The sequence below is a fragment of the Kitasatospora sp. NPDC051984 genome, assembly GCF_044593455.1.
Lineage (GTDB): Bacteria > Actinomycetota > Actinomycetes > Streptomycetales > Streptomycetaceae > Kitasatospora.
Map to the genome: position 1 here is coordinate 345279 of NZ_JBIUCB010000005.1, position 14050 is coordinate 359328.

A 14050-nucleotide genomic window follows, 5' to 3' on the forward strand; every position below is an offset into this window, starting at 1 on the left:
CCGGAAATCGGTATCAGCAGGTGTGTTGACGTCGGCAGGGGAGGGGCGCACCGTACCTTCGGGCGGGAACGGCCGCGACCGATGGGGGATCGGGATGACGGGCTACGGACCGACTGTCGCCGGAATCGTGTTCTCCCTCTTCGTCGTGGCGACGGGGGTCGCGGCGGGCATCGGCACCGCCTGGCAGGCCGATCGCGCGCGGCGCACCCTGGCCGAGGGCCTGCTCGCCGAAGCGGTCGTCCTGGTGGTCTTCACCTCCGAAAGCGCCAGCGGTGTGGGCGAAAACCGCAGCACCACCACCACGCGCCACACCATCCTCGGGTTCCGCACGCCGGACGGCAGCGAGGTCCGGGTGGACGAGAGGGACGGCCATCGACGCGCCGTCGGCGACCGGGTCGCGGTCCGCTACCTGCCGGAGCGCCCGGACCGGGCCGTGGCCGTCGACCGCAGCGCCGTGCAGGACACCTTCGGCATCGTGATGAGCATCCTGCTGACCGTGGGCGGCATCATCGGACTGGTCATCACCCTCGCCCACATGCCGTCCGACCCGCCCACCCCCGGCGTCTGGTCGCCCTGACCTGCCCGGCCCTTCCCCGCGTGCGTCCCACCTGCCATGATCAACTCGTTCGCGGGAGCCGCACCGAGGGGGACGTCACCATGGGTCGCAGCAAGAAGATCGGCGTCCTGGTCGGCCCGCTCCTCCTCCTTGTCGGAGTCTTCCTCGGCTGGTTGAACATTCAGGCCCGCTGCGACTTCGCCGGCGCACCGCGGGTCTAAGCGACGGTCCTGAGCGCCCACTACAAGCCGGGCGGCACCAATGCCTTCGAGATCATCCTCGGCATACCGGAGCCCGTTCCGGTCGACGACATCCGCACCGCCCCCGACCACCTTGTGCCCGGTGACACCGTCACCGCTCTGGTCCGCCCGGGCCACGCGCTGCTTCCCGAGCAACTCTCCTGGTCCACGCTCGTCTTCCCGGTTCTCTTCGCCGGGGTCGGCCTCCTCGTCACCGTGGTCGGCGTCCGCGCGATCCGCGCCGACCCGCCGACCGGGCCCACCGACCCGGAAGCCTGGCTCTGACCTGGCCCGATCTCCCGGTCCCGGGACCGGAGAACACCTCTTGCCGGGTGCGCCGGCCGACCCCTATTGTTCGGCGCACTCGCACCACTGTCGGGGGGACCAATGAACGATGCAGTAGACACTTTCACCACGGTCTTCGGCCTGATCACGGGCCTGATGGCCCTGGTCGGCCTGCTGATCTCGGGCCTCGGCGTCAGCGGCGTCGTCTTCGCCCTGCGGCGCTTCCGCCGCCGTGACCGCGTCCGTACCGAGGGACTCGTCGCCGAGGCCGAGGTGCTGGACGCCTACCTGACGCAGGACCGCGTCGCGGACTCGGTCACCATCCGCACCAGCCGCTACGTCATCCTCGGCTTCCGCACCGCCGACGGCCGGGACATCCGCCTCAGGGACACCACCGGCATCCCCCGGATCGTCGGTGACCGCGTCACCGTCCGGTACCTCCCCGCTCACCCCCAGGAGGCCATCCCCGCCGACGCCCCCGGCTCCGGCCGCCACCCCGGACACGTCGTCGTTCTCGCGATCGGCTCGTTCTTCGCCGTGGCCGGCCTGGTGTTCGCCGTCGCCGCCATCGGCATGTCCGTCTTCGCCACGCAGATACCGACCGACCTGCCCACCCCCACCCCGGGCAGCAACTGGCCGTAGCGATCCGCCCCACGCCCGCCGCGCCGGGCCGTACGGGCTCCCGGCGCGACGGGGAAGCGGCTACCGCAGGGCGCGGCGCAGCGAGGCCACCGGGTCGCCGGTGTGGTACGGGCGCTCGCTGGGCTCGATGCCGTCCAGGAACTCCTGGTAGCGCACCGCGTAGTGGAGGTGCATCAGCGGGGCGGCCGGCTTCAGGGCGCGCAGCGGGTCGCTGTCCGGGACGAGGGACTGCCAGGCGGCGGCCCAGCGGTCGCGGACGGTGGCGCCGCGTTCGGGGGAGAGGAACGGGTCCGGGCGCAGGCCGTCGAGGGCCGGGTGGCTCCACACCGCGTCGGAGAAGTCGAGCACCACTCCGCGCCGGCCGTCCCAACGCCAGTTGCCCGGGTGGCAGTCGCCGTGCACCAGCGTCAACGGGAGCCCGCAGTCCGCGAGTTCGTCAACGAGGGCGGGCAGCCGGTCGCCCAGCGCGAGCGCCCGGTCGTACTCCTCGGCGGTGAGTTCGGGGCGCAGCCGCTCCAGCAGGGCGGGGAACAGCGCGGCCAGCGCCGCGGGTGAACGGTCCGTCAAGCCGCCCGGCCCGTCCTCCGCGACGGCCGCCTGCACGGACGCCCACCGGTCGACCACGCTCAGCATGCCGTCCTCCGGCAGCCCCCAGCAGTCCACGCCCGGCACGTCGTCCATCAGCATCCGGCGGCCGTCCGCCGCCAGCACCCGCGGCACCAGCTCCGGATCCGCCTTCGCGACCCGGGCGATCACCTCGGCCTCGGCCACCGCGAACGGCGGGGTGCTCTTCAGCCAGGCCGCGCCCGTGCCGGTCGGGAACCGCGACAGCGCCGACAGGTTCCAGCTGCGCAGCTGCTCCACGGGGCCGGTCCGAGGCCGGCCGAGGGCCGCCAACTCGCCGTCCGCCCAGGCCCATTCGGCGGCCAGGCCGTCCGCCGACGCCCACGGCAGCCGCAGCGGCTGCTCGTCGAGGTCTTCGGCGGGGGCCGCCGCCAGCGGCCGGGACGGACGCTCCAGGGCCTGCGCCAGGTACACCACGTCGCCGCTGCTTCCGGTCTCGCCGCCGTCCACGGAGAGCATCCGCAGCAGCGCCACCGGGACCCCGGCCGCCTCCGACGCCGCCTGCACCACCTCGCCGATCTGCGCCCAGTAGGGCGAGGAAGCCGTGAAAGGCCCCACCGCGCCGAGGAGTTCACCCTGCCATGCGATCAGGACGGTCGCCGTCCGCTGTTCAGTGTTCTGCACCCGGGCATTGTCCGGGCGTGAAGGCCCGCCCGCCAGCGAATTACCGCCGGCGGGCGGGCCCGGTGGCCGCGGTCGGCCCCTACGCGTCCGTCATCGGCCGTGACAGCGACAGGCCGAAGCGCTCCTCGGAGTCCGTCCACCAGTCGCTCAACCGCAGTCCGGCGGCGAACAGTTCACGCTCCACCCGCTCGCGCCGGAACTTCGCCGACACCTCGGTGTGCAGCTCCTCGCCCTCCTCGAAGTGCACCGCGAGACCCAGTTCCGTGATCTTCACGCTCTGTGACCGCAGCGAGCGCAGCCGCATCTCGATCCACTCCTGCTCGGCGTCCCAGAGCGCGACGTGCGCGAACTGCGCCGGGTCGAAGTCCGCGTCCAGCTCGCGGTTCAGCACCGTCAGCAGGTTCCGGTTGAACTCGGCCGTCACGCCCGCCGCGTCGTCGTACGCGGCGACCAGCACCGCCGGGTCCTTCACCAGGTCCGTTCCCAGCAACAGGGCGTCGCCCGGCAGCAGTTGGGCCCGCAGGCCGGACAGGAACTTGGCCCGCTCGGCCGGCACCAGGTTGCCCAGCGTGCCGCCGAGGAACACCACCAGCCGGGGGCCGCCGCCCTTCTCCGGCAGGCCGAGGCCGGTGGTGAAGTCCGAGAGCACCGCCGAGACTTCGAGCCCCGGGTAGTCGGCGATCAGCGACTTCGCCGCCGACTCCAGCGCACTCTCGCTGACATCGACCGGCACGTACCGCTCCAGCGTGCCGTGCGCGCGCAGCGCGTCCAGCAGCAGCCGGGTCTTCTCCGAGGAGCCCGAGCCGAGTTCGACCAGGGTGCGGGCCCCGGTCGCGGCCGCGATCTCCCCGGCCCGCGCCGTCAGGATCTCCCGCTCCGCCCGGGTCGGGTAGTACTCGGGCAGCCGGGTGATCTCCTCGAACAGCTCGGAGCCGCGGGCGTCGTAGAACCACTTCGGCGGCAGCCGTTTCGGTTTCCCGGCCAGGCCGGCGCGGACGTCCGCGCGCAGCGCGTGGTGCAGGTGGTCGGCGGGCAGCAGCCGGGTCAACCGGTATCCGGTCACAGCGTTGCGTCCTCTCGGCTTCGCGGCCCGGTCGGGGCCGGCGGGGTGAGCGCGCTGCCGGCCGGGTGGGCCACCAGCGGGGTGAGCGCGCTGCCGGCCGCGTCGGCCACCAGCAGGGAACGGTCGGGGACTTCGGACCAGCCCGGCCCGTCGTCGAACGGCTCGGAGGCCACCAGCAGCGAGCCGTCCGCGTCCCGGCGCTGGAACAGTGTGTCGCCCCAGGCGGTCGCGGCCAGCGAACTGCCGTCGGTGGCCAGCAGGTTGATCCTGGCATCGGCCAACTCGGACGCCGCCAGGCACACTTCGGCGAGCGCCTTGCCCAACTCGACGCCCGCGCGCAGTCGGTTCAGCACCACCGCCCACAGCAGCGCCGAATCGGTGCGCGCCTCCAGCTCCAACAGCTCGGCGGTGGGCAGCAGTTCGGCCAGCGGCTCGAACGCGCCCGGCCAGCCCGGCAGCGCCCCGTTGTGGCTGAACAGCCAGCGCCCGGCGGCGAACGGGGCCGCCGCCTGCGGGCCCGGCGCGCAGCCCGGGGTCGCCGAGCGGACGGCGCCGAGTATCGCGTGCGAGCGCACCACCCGGGCCAGGTCCGCGAGATCGCCGTCCGCCCAGATCGGCCCCTCCCGCCGGTAGCGGGCCGGCCGCTCGTCGCCCTCGGCGTACCAGCCCACCCCGTAGCCGTCCACGTTGACGTTGCCGAAGCGCTGCAACCGGGGCGACCAGGACTGCCGCAGCAGGCCGAACGGCGGATCCAGCAGGACCGTTCGCAGCGCCACCGCCCGCCCCAGATAAGCGAAGTGGCGGCACATCAGATCTCACCCCGTCCCTCGGCGTCGCGGGCGGTGCGGAAGCCGGAGAAGATCTGCCGCCGGATCGGGTAGTCCCAGTTGCGGAAGGTACCCCGGCAGGCGACCGGCGCGACCGCGAACGAGCCGCCGCGCAGCACCTTGTACTCGGGCCCGAAGAACACCTCCGAATACTCCCGGTACGGCCACGCCCGGAAGCCCGGGTAGGCGGTGAAATCGCTGGCCGTCCACTCCCACACGTCACCGATCAACTGCCGTGCCCCGTACGGCGATTCGCCCTGCGGGTAGGCGCCGGCCGGGGCCGGGCGCAGGTGGCGCTGGCCGAGGTTGGCGTGCTCCGGGCCGGGCGGATCGTCGCCCCACGGGAAGCGCCGGGAGCGGCCGGTCACCGGGTCGTGCCGGGCCGCCTTCTCCCACTCCGCCTCGGTCGGCAGCCGCCGCCCCGCCCACCGGGCGTAGGCGTCGGCCTCGTACCAACTGACGTGCAGCACCGGCTCGTTCGGCGGAACCTGCTCGACGTGCCCGAAGCGGCGGCGCAGCCACTGCCCGTCCCGCTGGGTCCAGAACAGCGGAGCCGTCAGGTCGGCGGCCATCCGGTGCTCCCAGCCGGCCGGCGTCCACCAGCGCGGGTCGCGGTAGCCGCCGTCGGCGATGAACGCCTGGTAGGCGGCGTTGGTGACCGGCGCGGTGTCCAGCCAGAACGCCGGCAGGTCCACCAGGTGCGCCGGGCGTTCGTTGTCGAGCGCCCACGGCTCGGTGTCGGTACCCATGGTGAACGGCCCTGCCGGGACGAGCACTTCGGGTACCAGGGTGCCCTCGGCGGCGGGCGGCGGCGGGGCGTCCAGCACCGCCGGGCCCTTGCGCAGCTGGTGGGTGATCAGCATCGTCTCGTCGTGCTGCTGCTCGTGCTGCGCGATCATCCCGAACGCGAACCCGGCGTCCAGCAGCGGCGCACCCTCCAGCGGCGAGGCGGCCAGCAGGTCCAGCACCCGGCCGCGCACCTCGTACGCGTATGCGCGGGCCTGGTCGGGCGGCAGCAGCGGCAGGCTGGGGCGCTTGGCGCGCGGGTGCTCGAACGCGTCGTACAGCGGGTCGATCTCCGGGTGCATCGGGTCGCGGCCGCCGACGTTGCGCAGCAGCCACAGCTCCTCCTGGTTGCCGATGTGCGCCAGGTCCCACACCAGCGGTGACATCAACGGCGAGTGCTGGGCGACGAGTTCGGCGTCCTCGACGGCGCCGGTGAGCAGCCCGGTGCGTTCCCGGGCGGCCAGCAGTTCGGTGGCGATCAGCTCGCGCAGCACGGCGGGGTCGGTGCGGTCGGCGTTCAGCACGGGGTGTCCTCCTGCAGCGCGGGCGCGGCGCCGGTGCGCAGCGCGGCCAACTGGTCGTCGGCGGGGCAGCGGCCCCGGGCCGGATAGCGTTCGGCGAACTCCAGCAGTGCGGGCCGGAGTTGGCCGTCGCGGCGGGCGAGTGCCCGCTCGGCGGCGGAGAAGCAGGCCAGGGCGGCCCGGCGCAGTTCGGCGTCGGCCATGCCGAGCGCGGCGGCGCGCCGCCACAGGCCCGAGCGGGGCGCGCGTGAGCCCGCGTGGCCGAGGCGTTCCAGTGCGGACCGGGCCTCGTCGGCGGCCTGCGGGTCGTCCATCAGCGCGGACACCAGTGCCAGCGGCACCCGCCAGCCCTCGCCGGGCTGGGCGTCGATCATCCGCAGTTCCAGGTGGCCGCGCGGGCGGACCGGCGGGAACAGAGTGGTGCGGTGGTAGTCCAGGTCGGCCAGCACGGCGCCGCGTTCGCCGCCGCCGCGCAGCCAGCCGCGGAACGTCAGCCCCGCCGGCGCGTCCCACGGCAGGCCCTCCGGGCGTCGCACGCACAGCACCGCGGCGTCCAGCACGTACCGGGTCCACGCCTCGCGCGGGTCGGCCAGCGGCGGCGGGGCCAGCGTGCGGGAGGGGTCCATCCGCGACCAGACCAGCTGCCGGGTCGACTTCCAGCCCGTCGGGCGGCCTTCCAGCAGCGGGGAGTTGGCGAACGCGCCGACCAGCACCGGCCCCAGTTGATGCGCCAGGCGCCAGCGGTCGAGGTGCGTCGCCTCGGTACCCGCGTCCACGCAGACCTGCACGGACGCGGTGCCCGTCATCATGATCCGGCCCCACGGGCCGCCGCGGGCGAAGTGGCGTTCCATCGCCCGGTACCGCGGGTGGGTGGCCAGCATCCGGCGCTCGCGGTCCAGCGGATCGGTGCCGGTGCCCGTCAGCCGCAGGCCCTCGGCGGCGAGTGCCGCCCGCAGTACCGTCTGGTCGGTGCTCAGACCCGCCGCGCAGGCGGCCGGGTCGGCGGCGGGCGGGGAGCTGAGCTCGACCTGCCCGCCGGGTTCGTACGTCAGCCTGGAGCCGGCCGGGAACACCGGGCCGTCGGCCGAACCGGGCAGCACCGCCAGCGCGGCCGCCACCCGGGCGGGATCCACCGGGGCGGTCGGACATCGGCCGTCATGGACGAACCACTCCGCCTCCACCCCGACCAGCGCCGGCGGCCCGATCTTGAAGCAGATGGCGCCCAGGTGTCGTTCGGCCGACGCCTCGGTCAACTCCGTCGGCGGGGTCACGCTCTGTGTCGAATCGGCCGGTAGATCGGCCTGCGGTGGGCGTACAACTGTCACCGGACTCACCATCCCTCGGTACGTGACTAGGGCCCGGTTGTTCCTGCTCAGTCTGCCCCGGGGCAAACCTCGACGCCCGTCAGCTCGTAGTCGCGCAGGTCAAGCGGGTGAGAGCGGTGCGGAGCCGGTCCGGCGGCAGGGCGAAATTCAGCCGCAGGCAGCCGGAACCGGCCGGACCGAAGTCAAACCCGCTCGCCAGTTCGACATGACGCTGTGTGAGCAGCTCTTCCCTGGTTCCGAGACCCGATCCGTCCAGCCAGAGCAGGAACGACGCCTGTGGACGGGCCAGCACCGCGCCGCCCAGCGCCGCCGTCGCCGACTCCCGGGCCGTCACCAACCGTGTCAGCAGCCCCGCCAGCCACTCCTCACCCTCCGCGAGGGCCGCCCGCTGCACCAGCGCGCCCAGCAGACCGCCCTCCCACAGGCCGAACCCCGCCATCACCTCCGCCAGCCGCGCCCGGAGCGCCGGATCCGGCACCAGCGCGAGACAGCTCGGCACCCCCGACAGGTTGAAGGTCTTGCCGACCGAGTTCAGCGTCACCACGTTCGGCGCGCCGTCCGTCACCGCCACCGCCACCGGGTGCGGCACACCCGCGTCCGGATGCCGCAGATCCCCGTGCACCTCGTCCGACACCAGCAGCCCCGGCGCCGCCGTCCGGGCCAGCGCCCGGATGTCGCCGGCCGGCCAGAGCAGACCCGTCGGATTGTTCGGACTGCTCAGCAGCACCATGCCGGGGCGGACGGCGGCGATCCCCCCGAGCGGCAACCGGAAAGCGTTTTCCCGTTGGTCCGGGGCATGGACCAGCGGCACCTCCCGCACCGGCACCCCCGCCGCCCGGCACGCCCGCGCCAACCCGTTCCACTCCGGCGTCACACACACCGCCGGACCGGACAGCGGACGCGCCGCCTCCAGCAGCAACCGCACCGCCGTACCCGGCCCGAACGGCAGCAGCATCACCCACTCCGGCGGCACCTCCACCCCGTGCCGCCGCCGGTACCAGCGCGCCACCAGCACCCGGTCCGCCTCCTCCGCCACCGGATACCCGAACGCCGGATGCCCCGCCCGCACCCGCAACGCCGCCCCCACCGCCGGCGGCCCCGGCAGATCCATGTCCGCGACCCCCATCGCGATCCGCCCCGCGCCCGCCCGCGCCCACTTCGCACTCCCCGTTCCGTCCCGCGAAAACGCACCGCCCACGACCACTCCCCGCAGCTAGAGAATGAGCATGCAATCACCGAACATGTCGAACTCGTACCCGCCCTTCTCGAGGACCTCCGCATAGGACCGCATCACGAGATCCTTTCCGCCGAACGCCGCCGTGAGCACAATGTGACTGGAACGCGGCCGGTGCAGATTGGTCACCAGCGCATTCACGATCCGGAACTGGAACCCCGGATAGATGTAGAGATCCGTCCACCCCCTCTGCGGCTCGACTCCGGCCCCGTCCCCGGTCCTCAGCGATTCGAGCGTTCGCATCACCGTCGTGCCGACCGCGACAATCCGCCGCCCCTCGGCCATCGCCCGACCGATCTGCGCGGCCGCCTTCTTCCCGACCTCGAAATACTCGGACCGCACCTTGTGGTCCTCGACCTCGTCCGCACTGATATGCCGCACCGCGAGGATCTCGGTCGCGCCCACATGCAGCGTGATGTAGGCGATCTCGACCCCCTTGTCGGAAATACGCTCCAGCAGCTCCCGCGAGAAATGCAGGCCCGCCGACGGGATCTCCAGCGAACCCGGCGTCCTGGCGTAGACCGACCGGTACGCCCCGCGCGCCGACTGCCAGTTCGCCGGATCGAGCGGGACGGTCTCGTCGCTGCGCCGCCCGTGCCGATCGAGCGCGGGCACCAGTCGCTCGGCGGGTTCGAACGTCACTTTCCAGAGCCGGTCGGGCTGCGGCCCGACCAGAATACATTTCAGTTCGGGGTCGTCGACGGATGTCAGAGTGAGGCCGGGTTCGAGTTTCTTCCGGGCGTCGATCTTCACGATGTTCGCGCCGTCCGGCTCGTGGCCGTACACGATGACGTCCACTGCCTTGCCGTCGTGCCGGAATGCCAGCGTGTTCGACAGCATGTAGCTGTCGTTCAGCACCAGCAGATCGCCGACCTGGAGGTGATCGAGAATGGCGGGGAATTCGGTGTGCTCGATCGTTCCTCCGGACCGGTCGAGCACCACCATCTTTCCGTTCTCGCGGCTCCGGCCGCGCAGTTCGACGGGGTCGGTCGGCATGTCCTTCGCGTTGTGGTCGAATTCGAATTCCTCGGTCCGCATGGTCCGCCATCCTCTCGGTTCGCATGGCCGGCGACCGGTGGTTCGCCGATATCGACGAGTGGACCCGAGCGGTGTGGCAGCCGCACCTCGTGCCTGCCGTTCGGACCACCCGCATGCTCAGCGGGACGAGTCCGGCACCTTCCGGCGGCGCGCCTCCGCGGCCTCCTGCCGGCGTCCCATCACGTCGAGCGCCTTCGCTCGCACGCCCAGCACGGCGTTGAGCTCCGGGATCAGCGAGGGCCGGGCGGCGACGAGAGAGCGGTAGAGCGCCTCGGCCTCCTCCATGGCCTCCAGCACTTCTGGAAGATGGCCGGTCGCGCCCAGCAGCCGGGCGAGGAGGAGCAGCGCACAGGCCACGTCGGCGATGTGGCGGGCGGGGCCGACGGTGGCCGGCCGGTGGTGGATGGTCAGGACCTCGAACCCGGCGGCGTAGCCCTCGGCGAACTGCCGCAGACTGCCCAGGGGGTGGCCGAGGTTGTGCAGCGAGGTGGCGAGGTGGGAGTCGTGGACGGCGGGGCCGGCGGCGGCCAGGTGGCGGCGGATGCGGACAGCTTCTTCCTCGGCGGTGAGGGCGTCGCGGTAGTCCCCAGTGGCGGCCAGGTGGGAGCCGAGGTCGGACAGGGCGGCGGCGAGCGCGGGTTCGTGGCGGGCGGGCGCGCCGGCCGCGAGCCGACGGAGGATCTCCACCGCTTTCCGGGTGACGGCCAGCGCCTCGTCGTGGCGTTGAACGTCCGCCGGCCGCAGCGAGAGGTTGTTCAGCGAGCCCGCGAGGACCAAACGCCTCAGGAGGAGAGGCGGCGCTCCAGCGGGGTGCGGAAACGCGGCGTGACCCGGGCGTCGCCGAGCACCGCGCGCAATTCGGCGGCCCGCGCCGCGATGGCGGCGTCCGCCTCCCGGCCGGCATCCTCCAGGAGCTCGAACACCACCTCGCCGTCCGGCCGCTGGGCCCAGCCGCCGACCACCCGGCCGTTCCACCACACCGTCGGGCCGATGTTGCCCGAGCGGTCGACCAGCTGCGGACGGTGGCCGGAAGGCAGGTACCAGTCGCGGTGCTTCCCGTTCATCGCGGTCGGATCCAGGGCCGGCAGCAACGCCGCCCACGGGCCCGGCTCCGCGACCGCTTCGAGATCGCCGGGAAGAACGAACCCGGTTGCGCCGCCCGCGAGTTCCACCCCGACGGCCGCGCAGCCGGCCAGCGCCGCCCGCACCTCGCGGACACCCCAGCCCGTCCACCACACCAGATCGTCCTCCGTCCCCGGGCCGTACCGCTCCAGCCAGCGCCGCGCCAACTCGCGCTGCGCCTCCGCCCGTTCGGCCGCCGACGGCGCGGCCGGGGCCGGCGGGCCCGGCGCCCAGCGGTGCTGGCTGCTGGTCCAACTGCCCACCGGGCGGCGACGAACCATGCTGCCCTCCATACCGAGCAGCCGCAGCAGGCGCATCCCGACCGACTGCTCGGCGCGGTACGAGGTGCCCGCACCGTACTCGATCTTCTCCCGCAACCGCGGTACCAGCTCGCCGATTTGACTGCCAGTCAGGTCGGAGTCGGCGAGGGCGTCGCGGACAGCGGCCTCCACGCCGGCCGTCCAGTCGGCGTCGCGGCCGGAGGCGGCGAAGTCCTTGAGCAGGCGGGTGCGTTCGCGGGCCACCAGCTTCGCGGTGGTGGAGGTGTACACGGTCGGGGCGAGCGCGGCGGGGATCGCGAACAGCGTGCTGCGCATGCCGTGTTGGCGCAGCACGGTGCCGTCCCGGTACAGGGCCCGTTCGGTGTCGGCGATGCCGGGCGTGGCGAGCCGGGCCGAGACGGCGAGGAACACCGTGGCGGGATCGGTGGCGTGCACGGCGACCAGGTCGTCCACCACCTGCTCGGCCCGGTCCGCCCGGGCGTCCTGGGCGAGGTGGTGCCGCCGGGCCAGCCGGGCGCGGCGCTGGTCGTCGTCGAACTGCGGTCGGGCGGGCACGCGTTCCTCCTCGGACTCCGGGTCGTCCTCAGCCTGCCACGGTGCGCGGCGACCTCACCTCCGCAACGCGTGCCGTGAAAGTTTCGTCCAGGTGGACCGGCCTGCTCCCGGGGTGGGGCCGGTGGGGCGGCGAGGTGGTGAAGTGCGCGTCCCTTCGCGGGGGTACGGCCATCGCTGCGGGAGCGCTCCCATGGTTTCTGTGCAACTCCTTGACGACACCAGGAGGCCATGGCTTCATATCGGTTGTTCCCGGGCCGAGTTCGATCCCGTCCGGGCCAAGTATGGGAGCGCTCCCACCAGTTGGGGGTGTCTCACGCCGAGTCCGTCCCCCACCCGAAAGGACTCCCGTGACTGTGTCGGCCAACCTGACGCGCCGTCTTCGGACGGCGGCAGCGGCCGCGGTGCTCAGCGCCGCGACCGCACTGCCGATCGCCGCCGCGACCCCCGCCGCCCACGCCGCGGCGACCGCCCGCGTGGACAACCCGTTCGTCGGCGCCGGGGTCTACCTGAACCCCGAGTGGTCCGCCCACGCCGCCGCCGAACCGGGCGGCTCCGCCATCTCCACCCAGCCCACCGCCGTCTGGATGGACCGCATCGCGGCCATCGCCGGCGGCAACGGTGTGATGGGCCTGCGCGACCACCTGAACGCCGCCGTGCAGCAGGCCGCGGGCAAGCCGTACGTGTTCCAGGTCGTCATCTACGACCTGCCGGGCCGCGACTGCTCCGCCCTGGCCTCGAACGGCGAACTCGGCCCCACCGAACTGCCGCGCTACAAGAGCGAGTTCATCGACCCGATCGCCGCCATCCTGGCCGACCCGGCCTACGCGAACCTGCGGATCGTCACCACCGTCGAGATCGACTCGCTCCCCAACCTGGTCACCAACGCCGGCGGCACCGCCACGGCCACCCCCGCCTGCGACACCATGAAGGCCAACGGCAACTACGTGAACGGCGTCGGCTACGCGCTCGCCAAGCTCGGCGCCATCCCGAACGTCTACAACTACGTGGACGCCGGCCACCACGGCTGGCTCGGCTGGGACTCCAACCTGCAACCCGCCATCGACGTCATCAAGCAGGCCGCCACCGCGTCCGGCTCGACCGTCAACAACGTCCAGGGCTTCATCACCAACACCGCCAACTACTCGGCGCTGCACGAACCCAACTTCACCGTCGCCGACTCGGTGAACGGCACCTCGGTGCGCCAGTCGAAGTGGGTGGACTGGAACAACTACGTCGACGAGGCGACCTACGCCAAGGCGTTCCGGACCAAGGCGGTCGCGTCCGGCTTCAACGCGAACGTCGGCATGCTGATCGACACCTCGCGCAACGGCTGGGGCGGCAGCAGCCGACCGGCCGGACCGGGCCCGACGACCAGCGTCGACGCGTACGTCGACGGCGGCCGCATCGACCGCCGCTTCCAGACCGGCAACTGGTGCAACCAGTCCGGCGCGGGCCTCGGCGAACGCCCCAAGGCCGCCCCCGAGGACGGCATCGCCGCCTACGTGTGGGTCAAGCCGCCCGGCGAGTCGGACGGCGCGAGCTCGGCGATCCCGAACAACGAGGGCAAGGGCTTCGACCGGATGTGCGACCCCACGTACACCGGCAACCCGCGCAACAACAACAACATGTCGGGCGCGCTGCCGGGCGCCCCGCTGGCCGGCCACTGGTTCTCCGCGCAGTTCCAGGAACTGCTGAAGAACGCCTACCCCGCGCTCGGCCCGTCCACCGGCGACACCACCCCGCCGACCGCCCCCACCGGCCTGGCCGCCACCACCACCGCCGGCAGCGTCTCGCTGACCTGGAACGCCGCCACCGACAACGTCGGCGTCACCGGCTACGACGTTTATCGCGGTGGTGTTCTGATCGGGTCCACCGCCGGCACCTCCTACACCGAAACCGGGCTGACCGCCTCGACCGCGTACTCGTACACCGTCAAGGCGCGCGACGCCGCGGGCAACGTCTCCGCGGCCTCCGCGGCACTCGTCGCCACCACCCAGGCCTCCGGCGGCGGCACCGGCGCCGGCTGCACGGCCAGCTACAAGGTCACCAACGACTGGGGCGCCGGCTTCAACGCCGACGTCACCGTCACCGCCGGCAGCGCGGCGATCAAGACCTGGAAGGTCACCTGGAACTTCGGCGGCAACCAGCAGATCACCAACCTGTGGAACGGCCAGCTCGCCCAGTCCGGCCCGGCCGTCACCGTGACCAACCTCGCCTACAACGGCACCGTCGCAGCCGGTGCCAGCACCGCGTTCGGCTTCGGCGCCAACTACTCCGGCAGCAACGCCACCCCCACCCTCACCTGCACCGCCACCAGCTGACACCGCC

General features: G+C 72.9%; 13 protein-coding genes. 4 read left to right on the top strand and 9 right to left on the bottom strand.

What is annotated here, in order from left to right; all coding sequences use genetic code 11:
• Nucleotides 1–94: 94 nt before the first annotated feature.
• From ACIHEI_RS13055 to ACIHEI_RS13065, 3 genes are all read left to right on the top strand, one after another.
• Entirely contained in the window at nt 95–577 is a 483-nt protein-coding gene (locus ACIHEI_RS13055) for a DUF3592 domain-containing protein (RefSeq protein WP_396606664.1), read from the top strand.
• A gap of 314 nt (nt 578–891) precedes the next feature.
• The gene (locus tag ACIHEI_RS13060; RefSeq protein ID WP_396606665.1) at nt 892–1080 is read left to right on the top strand and encodes a hypothetical protein; all 189 of its coding nucleotides are present in this window, start codon (nt 892–894) and stop codon (nt 1078–1080) included.
• A gap of 102 nt (nt 1081–1182) precedes the next feature.
• A complete protein-coding gene (locus ACIHEI_RS13065) occupies nt 1183–1722 on the top strand; it encodes a DUF3592 domain-containing protein (protein ID WP_392944193.1) in 540 nt (179 codons plus the stop codon).
• Between the two features lie 60 nt (nt 1723–1782).
• On the opposite strand, the gene ACIHEI_RS13070 is transcribed toward ACIHEI_RS13065, so the two are convergent.
• From ACIHEI_RS13070 to ACIHEI_RS13110, 9 genes are all read right to left on the bottom strand, one after another.
• Nucleotides 1783–2970 carry an aminoglycoside phosphotransferase family protein gene (locus ACIHEI_RS13070; protein ID WP_396606666.1) on the bottom strand — a complete coding sequence of 396 codons (1188 nt, stop codon included), beginning with the start codon at nt 2968–2970 and terminating at the stop codon, nt 1783–1785.
• A gap of 79 nt (nt 2971–3049) precedes the next feature.
• Nucleotides 3050–4033: an L-histidine N(alpha)-methyltransferase gene (gene egtD / locus ACIHEI_RS13075; RefSeq protein ID WP_396606667.1), complete on the bottom strand. Its 984-nt coding sequence runs from the start codon at nt 4031–4033 to the stop codon at nt 3050–3052.
• On the bottom strand, nt 4030–4842 hold the full coding sequence (egtC, locus tag ACIHEI_RS13080) for an ergothioneine biosynthesis protein EgtC (RefSeq protein ID WP_396606668.1): 813 nt from the start codon (nt 4840–4842) through the stop codon (nt 4030–4032). Before egtC ends, egtD begins: the two co-directional genes overlap by 4 nt.
• Nucleotides 4842–6170 carry an ergothioneine biosynthesis protein EgtB gene (gene egtB, locus ACIHEI_RS13085; protein WP_396606669.1) on the bottom strand — a complete coding sequence of 443 codons (1329 nt, stop codon included), beginning with the start codon at nt 6168–6170 and terminating at the stop codon, nt 4842–4844. Before egtB ends, egtC begins: the two co-directional genes overlap by 1 nt.
• Nucleotides 6164–7438 carry an ergothioneine biosynthesis glutamate--cysteine ligase EgtA gene (gene egtA, locus ACIHEI_RS13090; RefSeq protein WP_396606670.1) on the bottom strand — a complete coding sequence of 425 codons (1275 nt, stop codon included), beginning with the start codon at nt 7436–7438 and terminating at the stop codon, nt 6164–6166. Before egtA ends, egtB begins: the two co-directional genes overlap by 7 nt.
• A gap of 133 nt (nt 7439–7571) precedes the next feature.
• Nucleotides 7572–8603 carry an aminotransferase class I/II-fold pyridoxal phosphate-dependent enzyme gene (locus ACIHEI_RS13095; protein WP_396606671.1) on the bottom strand — a complete coding sequence of 344 codons (1032 nt, stop codon included), beginning with the start codon at nt 8601–8603 and terminating at the stop codon, nt 7572–7574.
• Between the two features lie 102 nt (nt 8604–8705).
• Nucleotides 8706–9764, bottom strand: coding sequence for an S-adenosylmethionine:tRNA ribosyltransferase-isomerase (locus ACIHEI_RS13100; RefSeq protein ID WP_396606672.1), 1059 nt, complete (start codon nt 9762–9764; stop codon nt 8706–8708).
• Nucleotides 9765–9881: 117 nt separating this feature from the next.
• Nucleotides 9882–10541, bottom strand: a complete 660-nt coding sequence (locus ACIHEI_RS13105) for a hypothetical protein (RefSeq protein ID WP_396606673.1) — start codon at nt 10539–10541, stop codon at nt 9882–9884.
• A 5-nt stretch (nt 10542–10546) separates the two neighbouring features.
• Nucleotides 10547–11722: a winged helix DNA-binding domain-containing protein gene (locus ACIHEI_RS13110; protein ID WP_396606674.1), complete on the bottom strand. Its 1176-nt coding sequence runs from the start codon at nt 11720–11722 to the stop codon at nt 10547–10549.
• A 281-nt stretch (nt 11723–12003) separates the two neighbouring features.
• Between ACIHEI_RS13110 and ACIHEI_RS13115 the strand changes: the two genes are divergently transcribed.
• Complete coding sequence (locus ACIHEI_RS13115; protein ID WP_396606675.1) at nt 12004–14043, top strand: glycoside hydrolase family 6 protein; 2040 nt, start codon at nt 12004–12006, stop codon at nt 14041–14043.
• The last annotated feature ends 7 nt before the right edge of the window (nt 14044–14050 follow it).

What these genes read in the sequence shown, in the direction of transcription:
- ACIHEI_RS13065 (WP_392944193.1), top strand. Translation starts at nt 1,183, where the DNA reads ATGAACGATGCAGTAGACACTTTCACCACGGTCTTCGGCCTGATCACG.
- ACIHEI_RS13095 (WP_396606671.1), bottom strand. Translation starts at nt 8,603, where the DNA reads ATGGATCTGCCGGGGCCGCCGGCGGTGGGGGCGGCGTTGCGGGTGCGG.
- ACIHEI_RS13055 (WP_396606664.1), top strand. Translation starts at nt 95, where the DNA reads ATGACGGGCTACGGACCGACTGTCGCCGGAATCGTGTTCTCCCTCTTC.
- egtC (WP_396606668.1), bottom strand. Translation starts at nt 4,842, where the DNA reads ATGTGCCGCCACTTCGCTTATCTGGGGCGGGCGGTGGCGCTGCGAACG.
- ACIHEI_RS13115 (WP_396606675.1), top strand. Translation starts at nt 12,004, where the DNA reads ATGGGAGCGCTCCCACCAGTTGGGGGTGTCTCACGCCGAGTCCGTCCC.
- ACIHEI_RS13100 (WP_396606672.1), bottom strand. Translation starts at nt 9,764, where the DNA reads ATGCGGACCGAGGAATTCGAATTCGACCACAACGCGAAGGACATGCCG.